The organism is Streptomyces sp. SN-593 (genome assembly GCF_016756395.1).
GTDB lineage: Bacteria > Actinomycetota > Actinomycetes > Streptomycetales > Streptomycetaceae > Actinacidiphila > Actinacidiphila reveromycinica.
Window position 1 is genome coordinate 7,097,954 of sequence record NZ_AP018365.1, and the last position, 17,820, is coordinate 7,115,773.

The window sequence follows — 17,820 nt, forward strand, 5'->3', positions numbered from 1 at the left end:
AGGGGAAGCCATGACAGCGACGACCGACGGCGGTCCAGGGACGCCAACCCACCGGACACCTTCGGCCAGTAGCGCCTCGGAGCCGGAGCCTGTTCCAGCCGGTGACACAGAGGCGGCGGCGCAGCGTGCCGTGCAGCGCGCCGCAGACCACCTCCTGGCACGGCAGCACCCTGACGGATGGTGGAAAGGCGACCTCGAGACAAACGTGACGATGGATGCCGAGGACCTGCTGCTGCGGGAGTTCCTCGGCATCCGTGACGAGCAGGTCACCGCGGCCTCGGCCCGCTGGATCCGCTCGCAGCAGCGCGAGGACGGCGCCTGGCCCACCTTCCACGGCGGGCCCGGCGACCTCTCGGCGACCATCGAGGCGTACGTCGCCCTGCGGTTGGCCGGGGACGACCCGGCCGAGGCGCACATGGCGCTGGCCGCGAAGTGGTCCCGCGGCGAGGGGGGCGTGGCCGCCAGCCGGGTCTTCACCCGGATCTGGCTCGCCCTGTTCGGCTGGTGGGACTGGGACGACCTGCCGGAGATGCCGCCCGAGGTCATCTTCCTGCCCAAGTGGATGCCGCTGAACATCTACTCGTTCGGCTGCTGGGCCCGGCAGACCATCGTGCCGCTGACCGTGGTCGGCGCCCACCGGCCGGTGCACCCCGCGCCGTTCGGCATCGACGAACTGCACCTCGACCCGGGCCGGCCGAACCCCAAGCAGCGCCGCAAGTCGATCACCAGTTGGGACGGCGTCTTCCAGCGCCTGGACCAGGTGCTGCACGCCTACCGCAGGTTCAGCCCCCGGATGGTGCGCCGCAGCGCGATGAACGCGTGCGCCCGCTGGATCATCGAGCGCCAGGAGGCCGACGGCTGCTGGGGCGGCATCCAACCGCCCGCGGTCTACTCGGTGATGGCCCTGCACCTGCTCGGGTACGACCTGGACCACCCGGTGGTCAAGGCCGGACTGGACTCGCTGGATCGTTTCGCCGTGTGGCCCGAGGACGGCGTGCGGATGATCGAGGCGTGCCAGTCCCCGGTCTGGGACACCTGCCTGGCGACCATCGCGCTCGCCGACGCCGGCATCGGCGCCGACCACCCGGCGCTGGTCAAGGCCGCGGACTGGATGCTCGGCGAGCAGATCACCCGCCCCGGCGACTGGTCCGTGCAGCGCCCCCGACTGGCGCCCGGCGGCTGGGCCTTCGAGTTCCACAACGACAACTACCCGGACGTGGACGACACGGCCGAGGTGGTGCTCGCGCTGCGCCGGATCGACCACCCCGACCGGGCCCGGCTCGACTCCGCGATCGACAAGGCGGTGCGCTGGAACGTCGGCATGCAGTCCAGGAACGGCGCCTGGGGCGCCTTCGACGCCGACAACACCAGCCCCTTCCCGAACCGGTTGCCGTTCTGCGACTTCGGCGAGGTGATCGACCCGCCGTCGGCCGACGTGACCGCACACGTGGTGGAGATGCTGGCCGCCCTCGGCCTGGAGCACGACGGGCACACCCGGCGCGGCATCGACTGGCTGCTGGGGGAACAGGAGGACAGCGGCGCCTGGTTCGGCCGCTGGGGGGTCAACTACATCTACGGCACCGGGTCGGCCGTCCCGGCGCTGGCCGCGGCGGGGCTCGGCCCGGACCACCCGGCGATCCGCCGGGCCGTCGACTGGCTCCACCAGGTGCAGAACGCCGACGGCGGCTGGGGCGAGGACCTCCGGTCCTACAGCGACCAGGAGTGGGCCGGCCGCGGGCACTCGACCGCGTCGCAGACCGCGTGGGCGCTGATGGCGCTGCTGGCGGCCGGCGAACGGGACACCGCGTCCGTCGAGCGCGGGGTGCGCTGGCTGACCGACACCCAGCTCGAGGACGGCTCGTGGGACGAGCCGTACTTCACCGGCACCGGCTTCCCGCGCGACTTCTCGATCAACTACCACCTGTACCGGATGGTCTTCCCGCTGACCGCGCTCGGCCGCTACGCCCGCGCCGAGCCCTTCGGCGCCGGCCACCCGGCGGCCCCGTCCGGCGGGTCCGCCGTGACCGCGCCGAGCACCGGCGCGTCCGGTTCCGGCATGTCCAGCACGTCCACCACCATCCCGAGCACCGGAAAGGGGGCCTAGTTCGTGGGCCCTTCCCGACCCCCGCTGACGGTGGTCTGCGCCCTGCCGATCGAGCGCTTCGCGCTGCGCAGGGGCACCGCCAGGAACACCGCGGACTTCCCGGTCACCGTGCTGCGAACCGGCATGGGACCGAAGAACGCGGAGCGGGTCGTCGCCCAGGCCCTGAAGGACCCGGCGCTGCACGGAGGTTCCGTCCTGACCACCGGCTTCTGCGCGGGGCTCGCCCCCGGCATGCGGCCGGGAGACGTCGTCGTCTCCGACGACGGGCACGAGAGCGCGCGGCTTGCCGCCGCGCTCAAGGCCGCTCTCGCGGACCGGGGCCACACCGTGCACACCGGCACGTTGGCGGAGTCCGATCATGTCGTGCGGGGCGCCGAGCGCACCGCACTCGCGGCGACGGGTGCCATCGCCGTGGACATGGAGTCGGCCGCGATGCGCCGTGCCGCTCTCGCCGAGGGCGCGCACCGCATCGCGGCGGCCCGCGTCGTCGTCGACACGCCCGAGTTCGAACTCGTCCGTGTCGGAACGCTTCGCACCGGGATCATCGCATTCCGCGTGCTCAGAGATCTTGTTCCCGCCTTTCTCGATTGGCACCGCACTACCACGCTCCCCTGGAGGTGAGCCAGATGGCCATGCCGCTCCGTCAGACCGTCCGCGTCGCGTCGTACCTCTTCGAACAGAAAATGGTCCGGCGTCGCGAAAAGTTCCCGCTGATCGTCGAACTCGAACCGCTCTTCGCCTGCAACCTCAAATGTGAGGGCTGCGGCAAGATCCAGCACCCGGCCGGGGTGCTGAAGCAGCGCATGCCGGTTGCCCAGGCGGTCGGGGCGGTGCTGGAGTCGGGTGCGCCGATGGTCTCCATCGCGGGCGGCGAGCCGCTCATGCACCCCCAGATCGACGAGATCGTGCGCCAGCTCGTCGCTCGTAAGAAATTCGTATTCCTCTGCACGAACGCCCTGCTCATGCGCAAGAAGATGGACAAGTTCACACCTTCTCCTTACTTTGCTTTTACCGTGCACATTGACGGTATGCGGGAGCGGCACGACGAGTCGGTGGCCAAGGAGGGCACCTTCGACGAGGCGGTGGCGGCGATCAAGGAGGCCAAGCGCCGCGGCTTCCGGGTGACCACCAACTCCACCTTCTTCAACACCGACACCCCGCAGACGATCATCGAGGTGCTCAACTACCTCAACGACGACCTCCAGGTCGACGAGATGATGCTGTCGCCCGCGTACGCGTACGAGAAGGCCCCCGACCAGGAGCACTTCCTCGGTGTCGAGCAGACCCGCGAGCTGTTCCGCAAGGCGTTCGGCGACGGCAACCGCAAGAAGTGGCGGCTCAACCACAGCCCGCTCTTCCTGGACTTCCTGGAGGGCAAGGCGGACTTCCCCTGCACCGCCTGGGCGATCCCCAACTACTCTCTCTTCGGCTGGCAGCGCCCCTGCTACCTGATGAGCGACGGCTACGTGCCGACGTACCAGAAGCTCCTGGACGAGACCGACTGGGAGAAGTACGGCCGCGGGCGGGACGAGCGGTGCGACAACTGCATGGCGCACTGCGGCTACGAGCCCACGGCCGTGCTGGCCACCATGGGCTCGCTGAAGGAGTCCATCCGCGCCGCCCGGGAGACCGTCGCGTCCAACCGCGCGAAGTGACCGCCCGGTAAAAGCGGGTACGAGCCACCGGTACGGCATCCGCCGCCGGTGGCTCGTACTCCGCGCTGCCACCGGCCGGTCAGCGGCCGGCGATCCACCGCAATCCCGGCAGGAACGAGGTCCACGCATGTCGATGCTGGAGCACATCAAAGGCCCGCGCGACCTGAAGGCACTGCCCGACGGCCGGCTCGACGAACTCGCGGCCGACATCCGCCACTTCCTCGTCGACGCGGTCGCCAGGACAGGCGGCCACCTCGGCCCGAACCTCGGCGTGGTGGAGCTGACGATCGCGCTGCACCGCGTCTTCGACTCACCCGCCGACCGCATCCTGTGGGACACCGGCCACCAGTCCTACGTGCACAAGCTGCTCACCGGACGCCAGGACTTCTCCAAGCTCCGCAGCAAGGGCGGCCTGTCCGGCTACCCCTCGCGGGCGGAGTCCGAGCACGACGTGATCGAGAACAGCCACGCCTCCACGGTGCTCGGCTGGGCCGACGGCCTCGCCAAGGCCAACGAGGTGCGCGGCAGCGACGACCGCGTGGTCGCGGTGATCGGCGACGGCGCGCTGACCGGCGGCATGGCCTGGGAGGCGCTGAACAACATCGCCGCCGCCCGGGACCGCCCGCTGATCATCGTGGTCAACGACAACGAGCGCTCCTACGCGCCGACCATCGGCGGCCTGGCCAACCACCTGTCCACCCTGCGCACCACCGACGGCTACGAGCGCTTCCTGTCCTGGGGCAAGCAGCTCCTCCAGCAGACCCCGGTGATCGGCCAGCCGCTCTACGAGTCGCTGCACGGCGCGAAGAAGGGCTTCAAGGACGCCTTCGCCCCGCAGGGCATGTTCGAGGACCTGGGGCTGAAGTACCTCGGGCCGATCGACGGCCACGACATCGACGCCATGGAGTCCGCACTGCGCCGGGCCCGCCGCTTCCACGGGCCGGTCCTGGTGCACTGCCTCACCGAGAAGGGCCGCGGCTACGCGGCCGCCGAGCAGGACGAGGCGGACCACTTCCACGCCGTCGGCGCCATCGACCCGGCGACCGGCCGGCCGCTGGCCCCCTCCGCGGGGCCGAGCTGGACCTCGGTGTTCGGCGAGGAGATGGTGGCCATCGGCGCCGAGCGGCCGGACGTGGTCGCCATCACCGCGGCGATGCTCCAGCCGGTGGGCCTGGCGAAGTTCGCCGCCGCCTACCCGCACCGCGTCTTCGACGTCGGCATCGCCGAGCAGCACGCCGCGACCTCGGCCGCGGGCCTGGCCACCGGCGGGCTGCACCCGGTCGTCGCGGTCTACGCCACGTTCCTCAACCGGGCCTTCGACCAGGTGCTGATGGACGTCGCCCTGCACAGGTGCGGCGTGACCTTCGTCCTGGACCGCGCCGGGGTGACCGGGGTGGACGGCGCCTCGCACAACGGCATGTGGGACATGTCCATCCTCCAGGTGGTGCCCGGGCTGCGGATCGCCGCGCCGCGCGACGCCGACCAGTTGCGGGCGCAGTTGCGGGAGGCGGTCGCGGTGGACGACGCGCCCACCGTCGTCCGCTTCCCCAAGGAGACTGCGGGCGAGGCGGTGCCCGCGCTGGAGCGGGTGGGCGGTGTGGACGTCCTGGCCCGGCCGGCCGGGGACCTGCGGCCCGACGTGCTGCTGGTGTCCGTCGGCGCACTCGCCGGGACCTGCCTGTCGGTGGCCGAACTGCTGACCGGCCGGGGCATCGGCGTCACCGTGGCCGACCCGCGCTGGGTCAAGCCGGTCGACCCGGCGCTGACCGAACTCGCCGCCGGGCACCGCATGGTGGCCGTCGTCGAGGACAACGGGCGGGTCGGGGGCGTCGGCTCGACGATCGCGCAGGCGCTGCGGGACGCGTCGGTGGACGTGCCGCTGCGCGACTTCGGCATCCCGCCGCAGTTCCTCGCGCACGCCAAGCGCGGCGAGGTGCTGGCGGACATCGGGCTGGTCCCGGCGGAGATCGCCGGGTCCGTCGGCGCGTCCTTCCTGCGGCTGGCCGCGCGCGCCGGGCAGCCGTCCGGTAGCGGCACCGAGGCCCGCGGTGCTTCCGGCGCCCGTGCCGCCTCGGGCGCCGCCGCTTCGGGCGCCGCCGCTTCGGGCGCCGCCGCCTCGGGCGCCCGTGCCGCCTCGGGCCCCGGCGACGCCCGCGAGCAGGGCCCCGCGTCCCCGTCCGCGGCCGGCGCCGGGAAGGTCCCCGGCCAGGCCGACCCGGCACGTCCCGAAGACGCCTCGGCGGCGCATACTTCGGGTGGCAGCACCCCACGCACACGAGGAGCAGGTGAGCGATGACATCGTCCGACCCGACGCCCGAGCCGGGCAGCCCGGTTCCCGGTGGGCAGCCGAAGGGGTTCGACCTGGGCACCCTTCTCGCGGAGCGGGGCGGTGAGCGGTACGACCTGCACGGCAAGCACCTGAACCACCAGTTGCCGCGGATGCTGCACACCATCGGCTTCGACAAGTTCTACGAGCGGGCCGAGGGCGCGCACTTCTGGGACGCCGAGGGCAACGACTACCTGGACATGCTCGCCGGGTTCGGTGTGATGGGCGTCGGCCGCCACCACCCCGTGGTCCGCAAGGCGCTGCACGACGTGCTGGACGCCGGGCTGCCGGACCTGACCCGGTTCGACTGCCAGCCGCTGCCCGGGCTGCTCGCGGAGAAGCTGCTCTCCTACACCCCGCACCTGGACCGGGTGTTCTTCGGCAACAGCGGCACCGAGGCGGTGGAGACCGCGCTGAAGTTCGCCCGGTACGCCACCGGCAAGCCCCGGGTGCTGTACTGCAAGCACTCCTTCCACGGCCTGACCACCGGCTCGCTGTCGGTCAACGGCGAGGAGGGCTTCCAGGACGGCTTCGCCCCGCTGCTGCCCGACACCGAGATCGAGGTCGGCGACCTGGACGCGCTGGCGCGCGAGCTCAAGCGCGGCGACGTGGCGGCGATGATCGTGGAGCCGATCCAGGGGCACGGTGTGTACATCCCCCCGGCCGGGTACCTGCGGTCCGCCCAGTCGCTGCTGCGCGCCCACAAGGCCCTGCTGATCTGCGACGAGGTGCAGACCGGCATCGGCCGCACCGGGACCTTCTACGCCTACCAGCAGGAGGAGGGCGTCGAGCCCGACCTGCTGACGGTGGCGAAGACGCTCTCCGGGGGCTACGTCCCGGTGGGCGCGACGCTCGGCCGGGACTGGATCTTCAAGAAGGTCTACTCCTCCATGGACCGGGTGCTGGTGCACTCCGCCAGCTACGGTTCCAACGCGCAGGCGATGGTCGCGGGGCTGGCCACGCTCTCGGTGATGGAGGACGAGCAACTGGTCGAGAACTCCCGGCGGATGGGCGACCTGCTGCGCACCCGGCTGGCCGCGCTCGTCGACGAGTACGAACTGCTGAAGGACGTGCGCGGCCGCGGCCTGATGGTCGCGGTCGAGTTCGGCCGGCCCAAGTCGCTGAAGCTGCGCGGCCGCTGGACGATGCTCCAGGCCGCCCGCAAGGGCCTGTTCGCGCAGATGGTGGTGGTGCCGCTGCTCCAGCGGCACCGCATCCTCACCCAGGTCTCCGGGGACCACATCGAGGTGATCAAGCTGATCCCGCCGCTGGTGGTCGACGAGGCGGACATCGACCGCTTCGTGAACGCCTTCACCGACGTCATGGACGACGCGCACGGCGGGGGCGGTCTGATGTGGGACTTCGGCCGCACCCTGGTGAAGCAGGCGGTGGCCAACCGGTAGAACGCGCGGTCCCCCGTGGCGCCGCGCGCCGGCGCCACGGGGGAGCGGCTCAACCGGTCAGCAGGTGGTCCTGGAGGCGGGTGCGGGCCGCGGGGCCCAGGCACAGGCCCTCCTCCAGGTAGCGGTCCACCGAGCCCCAGCGCTCGTCGATCGTGTCGAACGCGGCCCGCAGGTACTCGATCCGGGCCTCGAACAGCGGGTCGAGCAGCGCGCGGACCTCCGGGTCGATCGCGGTGCCGGTGCTGCCGTCGCCGCGCACCACCTTGTAGCGGCGGTGCCGGGCGTTGCTCTCCAGGTAGTCCGCCTCGATCGCGGGCCGCTGCACGCCCAGGGCCAGCAGGATGATCGCCATGGAGGTACCGGCCCGGTCCTTGCCGGCGGCGCAGTGCAGCAGCGCCGGGACGGCCGCGCCCTGCGCGGGCCCCCCGGCCGGGTCCTGGTCGGCCGCCGTCCCGGCGAGCAGGGCGAGCATCCGGCCGTGCTCCGAGGTGCGCTCCAGGACGAGCTTGCGGTAGGACGCCTCCATCCGCCGCGCGCCCCGGCCGTCGCCGAGCGCCGCGTGCAGCGCCGCGAGGTCGCCGTCGCGGACGGTGTGCCAGAAGCCGGCGTGCTGCGCGGGATCGCTGAGCGGGAGGTTGATGTTGCGGGTGCCCGGCAGCGTGACGTCCGGGCCCTCCAGCGCGATGTCGTCGCCGTTGCGGAAGTCGAAGATCGTGTGCAGCCCGAGTGAGGCGAGGAAGTCCGTGTCCTGCTCGTCGGCGTGCGCGAGGTGGCCGCTGCGGAAGAGCACCCCCGGCCGCACCCGCCGGCCGTCGGCGGTGGGCAGCCCGCCCACGTCGCGGAAGTTGCGTACCCCGGTCAGCCGGGGTTCCGGACCGGTCGTGGCGGGCTGCCGTACGTCCTGCGTCACCCGGTGCTCCCTCGTCTCTGCGTCGCGTGCGTGCGTCCCCTGCGGGCGCGCATGGCCACCGCCAAGATACGGCAGCACGGGCAAACGCGTACCGACCGGTACGTGTCCGTCTCGTTCCGCCGGCGGCGGCCTGCCGCGCGGCGGGCGGGTGGGATGAATCACGTGCCGTCAACCCGTCCTTACGGTCGCGTAGGTCACAGGCCGAGGAGAAAAATGGTGCGACGTGGCTGACGATACGCGGACAACAGACGACTACGGAGAGACCGACGGGGAGCGACCGGCGCCGCACGGGCCGACGAGCGGACCGGGCCTCGTGCTCGCGCCCGCCGCGGCCGGGTTCGGGTCGTACGCGGCGGTCGGGGACAGCTTCACGGAGGGCGTCGGCGACCCCGGGCCCGGCGAGGCGTTCGTGGGGTGGGCGGACCGGCTGGCGGGGCTGCTCGCCGGCCGCCGGGCCGAGGGCGGCCCGCCCGGCGCCTTCCGCTACGCCAACCTCGCGGTGCGCGGCCGGCTGCTGGACCGGATCATCGACGAGCAGGTGCCCCGGGCGGTGACGCTCGCGCCCGACCTGGTCACCTTCTGTGCCGGCGGCAACGACATCCTGCGCCCGGGCAGCGACCCCGACGCGCTCGCCGAGCGGTTCGAGGGCGCGGTGGCGGACCTGCGCGCGGTGGTGGGCACGGTGCTGGTCTGCACCGGCTTCGACACCCGCGGGGTGCCCGTGCTGGGCCTGCTGCGCGGCAAGATCGCGACGTACAACGCGCACATCCGGGCGGTCGCCGACCGCTACGGCTGCCCGGTGCTGGACCTGTGGTCGCTGAGGTCCATCCACGACCGGCGGGCCTGGAGCGAGGACCGGCTGCACCTGTCCTCGGCCGGGCACGCGCGGGTGGCGCTGCGCGCCGCCCAGGTGCTCGGGATCGAGACGCCGTCCGACCCGGACCTGCCCTGGCCGCCCGAGCCGCTCCGGCTGCCCGCGCAGGTCCGGAAGGACAACCTCCACTGGGCCCGCGAGTACCTGGTGCCGTGGATCGGCCGCCGGCTGCGCGGGGAGTCCTCCGGCGACGACGTGCTGCCCAAGCGGCCGGAACTGCTGCCGCTGGAGCCCGCCCGACTGGAGTCCTGCCGCTGATCGGGGCCGGCCGCTCGCCGGAGCGGTGAGCGGTCGCTCCCGGTCGGGCGGGGCGGGTGGCGCGGGAGAGGCGGTGCGTTGCCCGGTGCGTCAGCGGGGCGCGTGCCCGGTATGTCAGCGGGGCGCGTGGTGTGCGGCCAGTTCGGCCCACACCACGCGCCCCCGTGCCGTCCGCTGCGGGGTCGGAGCCCCAGGCCGTCGCCAGCACGCTCACCAGCAGCAGGCCGCGGCCGCCCTCCTCGTCGTCGGTGGCCGTACAGGGCACCGGGCTCGCGCCGCCGCACCCCTGGTCGGTCACCTCCAGCCGCACCGCCGAGCCGACGTCGCGCAGCGCGCACGTGATCTGCCGGCTGTCGGTGTGCCGGACGGCGTTGGTGAACAGCTCGGTCACCACCAGGCCGGCGTCGTCCCTCAGTTCCGCGTCCGCGCCCCATTCCCGCAGCCGGGCCCGTATCCGGGCGCGGGCGTCCGCCACGGACGCGCTCATCGCGGGCAACCGGAAGACGTCCTGGCGCGTACAGGCGCGGACGTCCGCCCGGTGTCCGGGTCGGAGGGCGTGAGTTGAAAGGACCACCCCGTAACTATGGGCCCCGCCCTGGACACATGGCAAGGTCCGAACTGTAAATTACAGAATCGACAGAACATGCTGTTCCTGGCGCTGACGTCATGACACACTGCTTGTCAGTCAAGGGAGTTGGAGGTTGAGGCACGTGATGGACCCCAGGCCGGGCGGTGCGCCGACGGTCCTGCGCATGGTGCTCGGCAAGCGACTCCAGGACCTCCGTGAGAAGGCCGGCCTCAGCTTCGAGCAGGCCGGGCGCGCCCTTGATGTGACACACGCCACGATCCGGCGGATGGAGAAGGCAGAAGTCGGGCTGAAGATCCCGTACGTCGAGAAGCTGCTCACCACGTACGGGGTCACCGCCCCCGACGAGATCGGCGGCTTCCTCGCGCTGTGCCGCGAGGCCAACCGGCCCGGTTGGTGGCACAACTTCCGCGACGTGCTGCCCGAGTGGTTCAGCGCCTTCGTCAGCCTCGAAGGCGAGGCGTCGGTCATCCGCGCCTACGAACCGCACTACGTCCCCGGACTGCTCCAGGTCCCCAGCTACGCCCAGGCCGTGCTGCGTGCCGGCCTGCCCAACGCCACATCCGAGGAGATCGACCGGCTGGTCACGCTGAGGGTGGAGCGGCAGGCGCTGCTCTCCCGCGCCGAGGCGCCGCTGCTGTGGGTCGTGATGGACGAGACGGTGCTGCGCCGGCCGATCGGCGGCCCGAAGGTGATGCGCGAGCAGGTGGGTGCCCTGATGGACGCCGCCGACCTGCCGAACGTGCGCCTCCAGGTGATCCCGTTCGCCGCGGGCCCGCACCCGGCCATGTACGGGCCGTTCCACATCTTCCGGTTCCAGCTCAAGGAGATCCCGGACATCGCCTACACCGAGAGTCTGGTGGGCGGCGCCTACTTCGACGACCGGGACGACGTGTCCACCTTCCTCGAGGCCCTCGACCGGATGTGCGCGCAGGCAGCGCCGGCACAGAGCACCAAAGCCATCCTCGATGGCATGCGCAAGGAGATCTGAACCATGGATCGCGTCACCAACGACAGCATCTACAACGGAATGCCCGCCGCGGAACTCGGCGCGGACGGCTGGCGGAAGCCCTGGAGCGGCGGCAACGGCGGCTCCTGCGTGGAGGCCAAGCGCCTCAACGACGGCCGGGTGGCGCTGCGCCAGTCCACCGACCCCGAGGGCCCCGCGCTCATCTACACCAACCACGAGATCACCTCGTTCATCCAGGGCGCCAAGGCCGGCGACGCGGACTTCCTGCTCGGATGACCGGGACCCGACGCCGGCCCGGCCGGCTCCGACACCCCGACCAGGACACGACGAAGCGGAGGACCGCGTGACCGAGCAGGGCTTTCCCGCCGGTGAGATCGACACATCCCGGCCGCACCCGGCCCGGATGTACGACTACTACCTCGGTGGCAAGGACAACTACGAGGTGGACCGGGAAGCCGCCGACCGCGTGGTGGACGCCGTGCCCGAGGTGGTCGTCGGGGCCCGCGCGAACCGGGACTTCCTCCAGCGGGCGGTGCGCTACCTCGCCGAGCACGGGGTGCGCCAGTTCATCGACATAGGCACCGGCATCCCGACCTCGCCGAACACCCACGAGATCGCCCACTCGGTCGCGCCCGACGCCCGGATCGCCTACATCGACAACGACCCGATCGTCGCCACCCACGCCGGCGCCCGACTGCTCGGCACCGGCAACACCGGCTTCTTCCTCGCCGACATGCGCGACCCGCAGACGATCCTGAACCACCCCACCATCCGGGAGCTGATCGACTTCGGACAGCCGGTCGCCCTGATGCTGGTGTCGGTGCTGCACTTCGTCACCGACGAGGAGAACCCGCGCGAGACCGTCGCCACGCTGCGCGACGCCATGCCCGAGGGCAGCTACCTGGTGCTCTCGCACGCCACCGCCGACTTCAACGCCGGCAAGGCCGACGAGGTCACCACGGTCTACAAGAAGGCCACCGCGCTGCTCACCCCGCGCACCCACGCCGAGGTGCTGGACCTCTTCGGCGGGTTCGAACTGGTCGAGCCGGGCCTGGTCCAGGTCAACCACTGGCGGAACGAGGTGCCCGAGGACACGCCGCCGGTCGGCGTCTACGGGGCCATCGGCCGCAGGCGCTGAGCCCCGCGCGCAGCGGGCCGCACCAGACAGGGGCCCTGCCGGGGCGCCCGGACCGTGTCAGGGGAAGGACACGTCCGGGAGGGCCGACCGGCGGGGCCCCACACCTCTTTCCGGGCCCCACGCCCGTTGCCGGAACGGCCTCTTTCCGGGCCGGGCTCCCTCCGGCGGCGCTTCATGCCACGGCGCACGCCCGTCCGCGCCGGCCCCCGCCCGGCCCGTGCAGCCCCGACTGGCCCCCCGCCGCCCGTGCCGCCCCCGTGTGGCTCAGCGCGCCGTCTCCACCGCGACCGTGACGTCCTCCAGCGACGCGGCGAAGTCCGCGCCCAGCGCGCGCGACGGGGTCTGGAAGCCGGTCGCCAGCTCCGGCAGCCGCTGCACGATCCGCAGGACCGCGTCGCTCGTCAACCGGTACGGGTTCGGGCCGGTCAGCGTCGCGGCCGCCCGGTTCCCCGCGGCGTCCGTGGCCTGCCCCCACACCTCGCACCGGCTGCCCGCGAGCCGCCGCTCGCCCGGCCCGCGCACCAGCCGTCCCACCACGCCCGACACCGCGCCGCGCAGCGGGCCGAGCCGTACCGCCCGGGACGCGGCGACCACGGCCTGCGGCATCGCGGTGTACGTCGTCACGTCCGGGATGCCGGTGGAGTGGTAGGCGGTGCTCACGTCGCCCCACGGGATCGACACCACCGTGCGGGCCCCCGACGGGAAGGCGGCCCGCACCTGGCGCGACCCCAGCGGCACCGAGCGGATCTCCCCGCCGCTGCGGATGCGGCCGCCGTCGGGGGTGCCCTCCACCATGGTCCGCGCGGTGCCCGGGCTGGGGCCGCCGCCGGTCAGGAACGCCAGGTCGAGCTGGGTCGCGTCCGGCAGCCTGGCCGCGAGCAGCGCCGCCACGCAGTCGGTGGGCACCACGTCGAAGCCCGCGCCCGGCAGCAGGGTGATCCCGGCCGCCTCCGCGCGGGCACCGAGCGCGTGCAGCGACTCGAACACGTCGATCTCGCCGGTGATGTCCAGGTAGGGCGTCCGCGTCTCCAGGCACGCGTGCGCCATCGGCAGCGCGGTGCGGACGAACGGGCCCGCGCAGTGCGCCACCGCCGTCACGTCCTTGAGCCCCCGGCGCACCGCGGCGGGCTCGGACAGGTCGAACACCCGGTGCTCCAGGCCGAGTTCGGCGGCGAACGGAACCAGCTTGGCCGCGTTGCGACCGGCCAGCACGGGACGCAGGCCCTGCGTGACGGCACGCCGGGCGATCAGGCGACCGGTGTACCCGGTGGCCCCGTACAACAGCCAGGTCATGGGGTGCGATCCTTCCGCGGCGGTGCTGCGAGAGCTGACCGGAACCGTACACGCGCGGTCTGTCAGGCCGCTATCCAGGCGTTCGGCAGGTGGACGGGGCACGCGGCGCGGCGCGGTGCCGGGGTGGCCGCGTCGGCCACGGGGGCGGGATCCGGCCCGTACCCGAAAGCGCCGGGGTGCGGGCCGGACCGGCTGTATAGGGTCGCAAGGTGACCACGAACCCGCTGCTGGAACCGAGCCCGCTGCCCTACGGCCTGCCGCCCTTCGCCGAGTTGGCGGACGCCCACTACCTGCCGGCGTTCGAGCGGGGCATCGCCGAGCACACCGCGGAGGTCGAGCGGATCGCCACCGACCCCGCGCCGGCCACCTTCGCGAACACCGTGGAGGCGCTGGAGCGTTCGGGGCAACTGCTGGCACGGGTGCGGGCGGCCTACGACAACCAGGCGGCGGCGCATGTCACGGACGGGCTGCGGGAGATCGAGGCCCGCGTCAGCGCGATGACGGCGGCCCACGCCGACGAGGTGTACCTCGACCCGGCCCTCAACGCCCGGATCAGGACGCTGTACGAGGCGCGCGCGGACCTCGGCCTCGACCCGGAGTCGCTGCGGCTGCTGGAGCGCTACCGGACCGACTTCGTCCGCGCCGGGGCCGAGCTGTCCGAGCCGGACCGGGCCCGGCTGCGCGAGCTGAACGCCTCGATCGCCGCCGCGCGCACCGAGTTCGGCCAGAACGTGCTGGCCGCCGGCAGGGACGGCGCGCTCGTGCTGGACGACCCCGCGCAGTTGTCCGGGCTGTCCGCGGACGCGGTCGCGGCCGCCGCGGCGAACGCCCGCGAACTGGGCCACGAGGGCAAGTGGGTGCTGAGCCTGCGGAACTTCACCAACCAGCTCGAACTCGCGCTCCTGGACGACCGCGACGTCCGCCGCCGGCTGCTGGCCGCCGCCATGGACCGGGCCCAGGACACCAACGGCCCGCTCGCCGTCACCCTCGCCACGCTGCGCGCCGAGCGGGCCGCGCTGCTCGGCCACCCCAGCCACGCCGCCTACACCGTGGCCGACACCACCGCGGGCAGCACCGCGGCCGTCACCGACCTGCTGGAGCGCCTGGTGCCGCCCGCCGTGGCCAACGCCCGCCGCGAGGCCGAGTCCCTCGCCGAGGCCGCCGGCGGGCCCATCGAGGCGTGGGACTGGGCGTACTGGTCGGAGAAGGTCCGCAGGGAGCGCCACTCCGTCGACCAGGCCGCGCTGCGCCCGTACCTCGAACTGGAGGCGGTGCTGCGCGACGGCGTCTTCCACGCCGCCCACGAGGTGTACGGCATCACCGTCACCGAGCGGCCCGACCTGGTCGGGTATCACCCCGACGTGCGGGTCTTCGAGGTCTTCGACGCCGACGGCAGCGGCCTGGGGCTGTTCCTGGCCGACTTCTTCGCCCGGCCGACCAAGCGCGGCGGCGCCTGGATGAACGCGCTGGTCGCGCAGTGCGGCCTGCTGGACCGCCGGCCGGTGATCGTCAACAACCACAACATCGCCAGGCCCGCGCCCGGCGAGCCGGCGCTGCTGACCTTCAGTCAGGTCGACACGCTCTTCCACGAATTCGGTCACGCGCTGCACGGGCTCTTCTCCGACGTGCGCTACCCGTACTTCTCCGGTACGGCGGTGCCGCGCGACTTCGTCGAGTACCCCTCCCAGGTCAACGAGATGTGGTCGACCTGGCCCGAGGTGCTGGCGCGGTACGCCCGCCACCACGAGACCGGCGAGCCGATGCCGGAGGGCATGGTGGCCAGGATGCTGGAGGCCGCGCGGTTCGGGGAGGGCTTCGCGACCGTGGAGTACCTGGCGGCGGCGCTGCTGGACTGGGCCTGGCACTCGCTGCCGGCCGGCGCCGACCCGGGCGACCCGCTGGAGTTCGAGGCCCGCGCGCTGGCCGCGGCCGGGATCGACCTGCCCGCGATCCCGCCGCGCTACCGCACCACGTACTTCACGCACGTCTTCGGCGGCGGTTACAGCGCGGGCTACTACTCCTACATCTGGAGCGAGGTGCTGGACGCGGACACGGTGGACTGGTTCGAGACGCACGGCGGCATGCGGCGCGCCAACGGGGAGGTCTTCCGGCGCGAGCTGCTGGCGAGGGGCGGGAGCAGGGACCCGATGGCCGCGTTCGCCGCGGTGCGCGGCCGCGCGCCGCGGATCGAGCCGCTCCTCGCCCGCCGCGGCCTGCGGTAGGTCCAGCCGTCCGCGGTCCCCGGCGGCCGCGGCGCCGGGGACCGCGGACGGCCCGGCGCCGCGGGGCGGTCAGGTGCCCGCGAGGTGGTCCTTCTCGGCGGGGGCCGGCGGCGGCCAGGGGGCCCAGCCAGCCTCGGGGGTGACGGCGACCTCGCGCCACCACGGGTAGGCGGCCGGCGGCTCGGCGGGCTCGAAGGGCTGGCCGACCAGCGGGGTGACGGCCCGTACGCCCGCGAGGTGGGCGGCTTCGAGGGTGCCCTCGCCGGGGTCGGACCAGGCGTGCGGCGCGAGGTTGAAGGTCCCCCAGTGGATCGGCAGCATCACGCCGTGCGCGGTGCCGCCGGACAGGTCGAGGTGGGAGCGGACGCCCTCGGCCGGAGTCATGTGGACGTCCGGCCAGAACTCGCTGTAGGCACCGATCTGGATCATCGTGGCGTCGAACGGGCCGTGCAGCCGGGCGATGTCGGCGAAGCCGGGGAAGTAGCCGGTGTCGCCGCTGTGGTAGATCCGGTGGACGCCGTCGGTCGCCACCCACGAGGCCCACAGGTTCTGCTGCCGGCCGCGCAGGCCGCGCCCGCAGAAGTGCCGCGCGGGCGTGGCGGTCAGGGTCACCCCGGCCACCTCGGTCGACTCGTGCCAGTCCAGCTCGCGCAGCCGGTCCGCCGGCACCCCCCAGTGCTCCAGGTGCGAGCCCACGCCCAGCGGCACGACGAAGACCGCGCCGCCGCGGATCAGCGCGACGATCGTCGGCATGTCGAGGTGGTCGTAGTGGTCGTGGGAGATCACCACGGCGTCGATGCCGGTCAGCGACTCCACCGGGACCGGGGTCGGGTGCACCCGCCGGGGCCCGGCGAACGCGAACGGCGAGCAGCGCTCGCCCCACACCGGGTCGAACAGCACCCGCCGGCCGCCGATCTCGGCGAGCACCGAGGAGTGGCCCGTCCACGTCAGCCGCAGGCCCGAGACCGGCGGCTTGGCCAGGTCGGCGAGGGTCGTGGGGTACAACGGCACCGGGCGGGCCGGCCGGCGGGCCTGCCGGGCGTCCTTGCGGAGGTTGGCGGGCAGCGCCTTCAGCATGCTCCCGCTCGGGGTCGAACGGGCGCCCAGGGGGTTCACGAAGGCCCCGTCGGCGTAGTGGGGCGAGGCGAGGATGCGTTCGAGCCGTGCGCCCTCGGCGTCCGCGCCGAAGGGTGCGGGGCGCAGCTTCGCGAGTCGGGACGGCTGTCGGCGTGCGCCGGTCACGGCTCCTCCTGGCGATCGTCGGACGGCGGGGTGTCCGCCACCCCCCATTATGCGGGCCTGCCTCCTGACCCTTCCCCGAAACTCCACGCACAGTCGATCATCCGAGGACGACCTCCCACCGATTCCGCACCGCCGCGTACCCCGGCCGGCGGTACACGTCCGGGCCGGGGCGTCGCGCGGCGGCTACGTCCCGAGGGTCTCGGGGTCCTCGGGGTCCACGGGCAGGAGGGGGGCGGTGTCGACCGCGTCGGCGAGGCGTTCCAGGGTGCGCTCCATGCTGCGGGTCCACACCCGGCCCTCCCGCATGCCGGCGCGCTCGGCGGACGGGGCGCGGGAGCAGTCGTAGGACTCGGTGACGAGGGTGGCGTCGGGGCCGGCCGGGACGAGGGTCCAGGTCCAGCGGTGGCCCCAGCGGCTGCCCGGCGCCCGGTGGCCGGGATGGCCGCGGCCCGCCGCGGGCTCCCAGGCGACGCGGCGGTCCTGTTCGAACTCCACGACGTGGTTGTCCATCTCGTAGTGGCCGTGCTCCGCGAAGTACATCCGCATCGTGAACACGTCGCCCACGCGGGAGACGGGGGTCTCGGTGACGGCGCCGCGCAGCATGCCGGAGCCGTCGAGGTCGGTGTGCCGGGTCGGGTCGGTGAGGACGCGGAAGACGGCCGCGGGCGGGGCGGGGACCACCCGCGACACCGTCACGGGCTCGTACGGGGACTCGTCGGTCATCGGTGTGCACCTCCTGCCGCCGAGCGTAGGCGCGGGCACCGACAACGGCCGCGCCCCGCGCCCGGCGGCCGGGCGCGGAACAGGGGCCGGGACACGGGTCGGGACGGGGTGTCGGG

The 17,820-nt window shown here is 73.2% G+C and carries 13 protein-coding genes and 2 pseudogenes; 10 read left to right on the top strand and 5 right to left on the bottom strand.

The features are described 5' to 3' along the window. Positions 1–10 precede the first annotated feature (10 nt). The 5 genes and pseudogenes from shc to RVR_RS30745 all read left to right on the top strand — a co-directional run bounded on the left by shc (position 11) and on the right by RVR_RS30745 (position 7,488). A complete protein-coding gene (gene shc / locus RVR_RS30725) occupies positions 11–2,104 on the top strand; it encodes a squalene--hopene cyclase (RefSeq protein ID WP_202237162.1) in 2,094 nt (697 codons plus the stop codon). Between the two features lie 3 nt (positions 2,105–2,107). Continuing rightward, complete coding sequence (locus RVR_RS30730) at positions 2,108–2,725, top strand: phosphorylase family protein (RefSeq protein WP_202237163.1); 618 nt, start codon at positions 2,108–2,110, stop codon at positions 2,723–2,725. Between the two features lie 5 nt (positions 2,726–2,730). After that, positions 2,731–3,759 carry an adenosyl-hopene transferase HpnH gene (gene hpnH / locus RVR_RS30735; protein ID WP_202237164.1) on the top strand — a complete coding sequence of 343 codons (1,029 nt, stop codon included), beginning with the start codon at positions 2,731–2,733 and terminating at the stop codon, positions 3,757–3,759. Between the two features lie 127 nt (positions 3,760–3,886). Next, positions 3,887–5,824, top strand: a pseudogene (dxs, locus tag RVR_RS30740) (1-deoxy-D-xylulose-5-phosphate synthase); the annotation flags it as partial. 227 nt (positions 5,825–6,051) lie between these two features. Further along, positions 6,052–7,488 carry an aspartate aminotransferase family protein gene (locus RVR_RS30745; protein WP_202237165.1) on the top strand — a complete coding sequence of 479 codons (1,437 nt, stop codon included), beginning with the start codon at positions 6,052–6,054 and terminating at the stop codon, positions 7,486–7,488. A 49-nt stretch (positions 7,489–7,537) separates the two neighbouring features. Here the strand turns inward: RVR_RS30745 and RVR_RS30750 are convergent, their stop codons facing one another. After that, the gene (locus tag RVR_RS30750) at positions 7,538–8,398 is read right to left on the bottom strand and encodes a tyrosine-protein phosphatase (protein WP_202237166.1); all 861 of its coding nucleotides are present in this window, start codon (positions 8,396–8,398) and stop codon (positions 7,538–7,540) included. 313 nt (positions 8,399–8,711) lie between these two features. Between RVR_RS30750 and RVR_RS30755 the strand changes: the two genes are divergently transcribed. After that, on the top strand, positions 8,712–9,530 hold the full coding sequence (locus RVR_RS30755; RefSeq protein WP_202239396.1) for an SGNH/GDSL hydrolase family protein: 819 nt from the start codon (positions 8,712–8,714) through the stop codon (positions 9,528–9,530). Positions 9,531–9,786: 256 nt separating this feature from the next. Here RVR_RS30755 and RVR_RS38005 read toward each other — a convergent pair. Then, positions 9,787–10,017, bottom strand: a pseudogene (locus RVR_RS38005) (ATP-binding protein); the annotation flags it as partial. Between the two features lie 265 nt (positions 10,018–10,282). On the opposite strand from RVR_RS38005, the gene RVR_RS30765 reads away from it, so the two are divergent. The 3 genes from RVR_RS30765 (at position 10,283) to RVR_RS30775 (ending at position 12,224) form a co-directional block, all read left to right on the top strand. After that, entirely contained in the window at positions 10,283–11,107 is an 825-nt protein-coding gene (locus tag RVR_RS30765) for a helix-turn-helix domain-containing protein (protein ID WP_202239398.1), read from the top strand. A gap of 3 nt (positions 11,108–11,110) precedes the next feature. Continuing rightward, positions 11,111–11,362, top strand: coding sequence for a DUF397 domain-containing protein (locus RVR_RS30770; RefSeq protein ID WP_202237167.1), 252 nt, complete (start codon positions 11,111–11,113; stop codon positions 11,360–11,362). A gap of 67 nt (positions 11,363–11,429) precedes the next feature. Next, positions 11,430–12,224, top strand: coding sequence for an SAM-dependent methyltransferase (locus tag RVR_RS30775; protein WP_202237168.1), 795 nt, complete (start codon positions 11,430–11,432; stop codon positions 12,222–12,224). 264 nt (positions 12,225–12,488) lie between these two features. Here RVR_RS30775 and RVR_RS38745 read toward each other — a convergent pair whose 3' ends face one another. Beyond that, a complete protein-coding gene (locus tag RVR_RS38745; protein WP_202237169.1) occupies positions 12,489–13,517 on the bottom strand; it encodes a saccharopine dehydrogenase family protein in 1,029 nt (342 codons plus the stop codon). Positions 13,518–13,726: 209 nt separating this feature from the next. Between RVR_RS38745 and RVR_RS30785 the strand changes: the two genes are divergently transcribed. Continuing rightward, a complete protein-coding gene (locus tag RVR_RS30785) occupies positions 13,727–15,739 on the top strand; it encodes a M3 family metallopeptidase (protein WP_202237170.1) in 2,013 nt (670 codons plus the stop codon). A gap of 69 nt (positions 15,740–15,808) precedes the next feature. Here RVR_RS30785 and RVR_RS30790 read toward each other — a convergent pair whose 3' ends face one another. Both RVR_RS30790 and RVR_RS30795 read right to left on the bottom strand, forming a co-directional pair. Then, the gene (locus RVR_RS30790; protein ID WP_237405061.1) at positions 15,809–16,981 is read right to left on the bottom strand and encodes an MBL fold metallo-hydrolase; all 1,173 of its coding nucleotides are present in this window, start codon (positions 16,979–16,981) and stop codon (positions 15,809–15,811) included. Positions 16,982–17,164: 183 nt separating this feature from the next. After that, a complete protein-coding gene (locus RVR_RS30795) occupies positions 17,165–17,704 on the bottom strand; it encodes an SRPBCC family protein (RefSeq protein WP_202237172.1) in 540 nt (179 codons plus the stop codon). Between the last annotated feature and the right edge of the window lie 116 nt (positions 17,705–17,820).

Excerpts from the sequence above, each read along its gene's own strand:
- shc (WP_202237162.1), top strand. The coding sequence starts at position 11 with ATGACAGCGACGACCGACGGCGGTCCAGGGACGCCAACCCACCGGACA.
- hpnH (WP_202237164.1), top strand. The coding sequence starts at position 2,731 with ATGGCCATGCCGCTCCGTCAGACCGTCCGCGTCGCGTCGTACCTCTTC.
- RVR_RS30745 (WP_202237165.1), top strand. The coding sequence starts at position 6,052 with ATGACATCGTCCGACCCGACGCCCGAGCCGGGCAGCCCGGTTCCCGGT.
- RVR_RS30765 (WP_202239398.1), top strand. The coding sequence starts at position 10,283 with ATGGTGCTCGGCAAGCGACTCCAGGACCTCCGTGAGAAGGCCGGCCTC.
- RVR_RS30770 (WP_202237167.1), top strand. The coding sequence starts at position 11,111 with ATGGATCGCGTCACCAACGACAGCATCTACAACGGAATGCCCGCCGCG.
- RVR_RS38745 (WP_202237169.1), bottom strand. The coding sequence starts at position 13,517 with ATGACCTGGCTGTTGTACGGGGCCACCGGGTACACCGGTCGCCTGATC.
- RVR_RS30795 (WP_202237172.1), bottom strand. The coding sequence starts at position 17,704 with ATGACCGACGAGTCCCCGTACGAGCCCGTGACGGTGTCGCGGGTGGTC.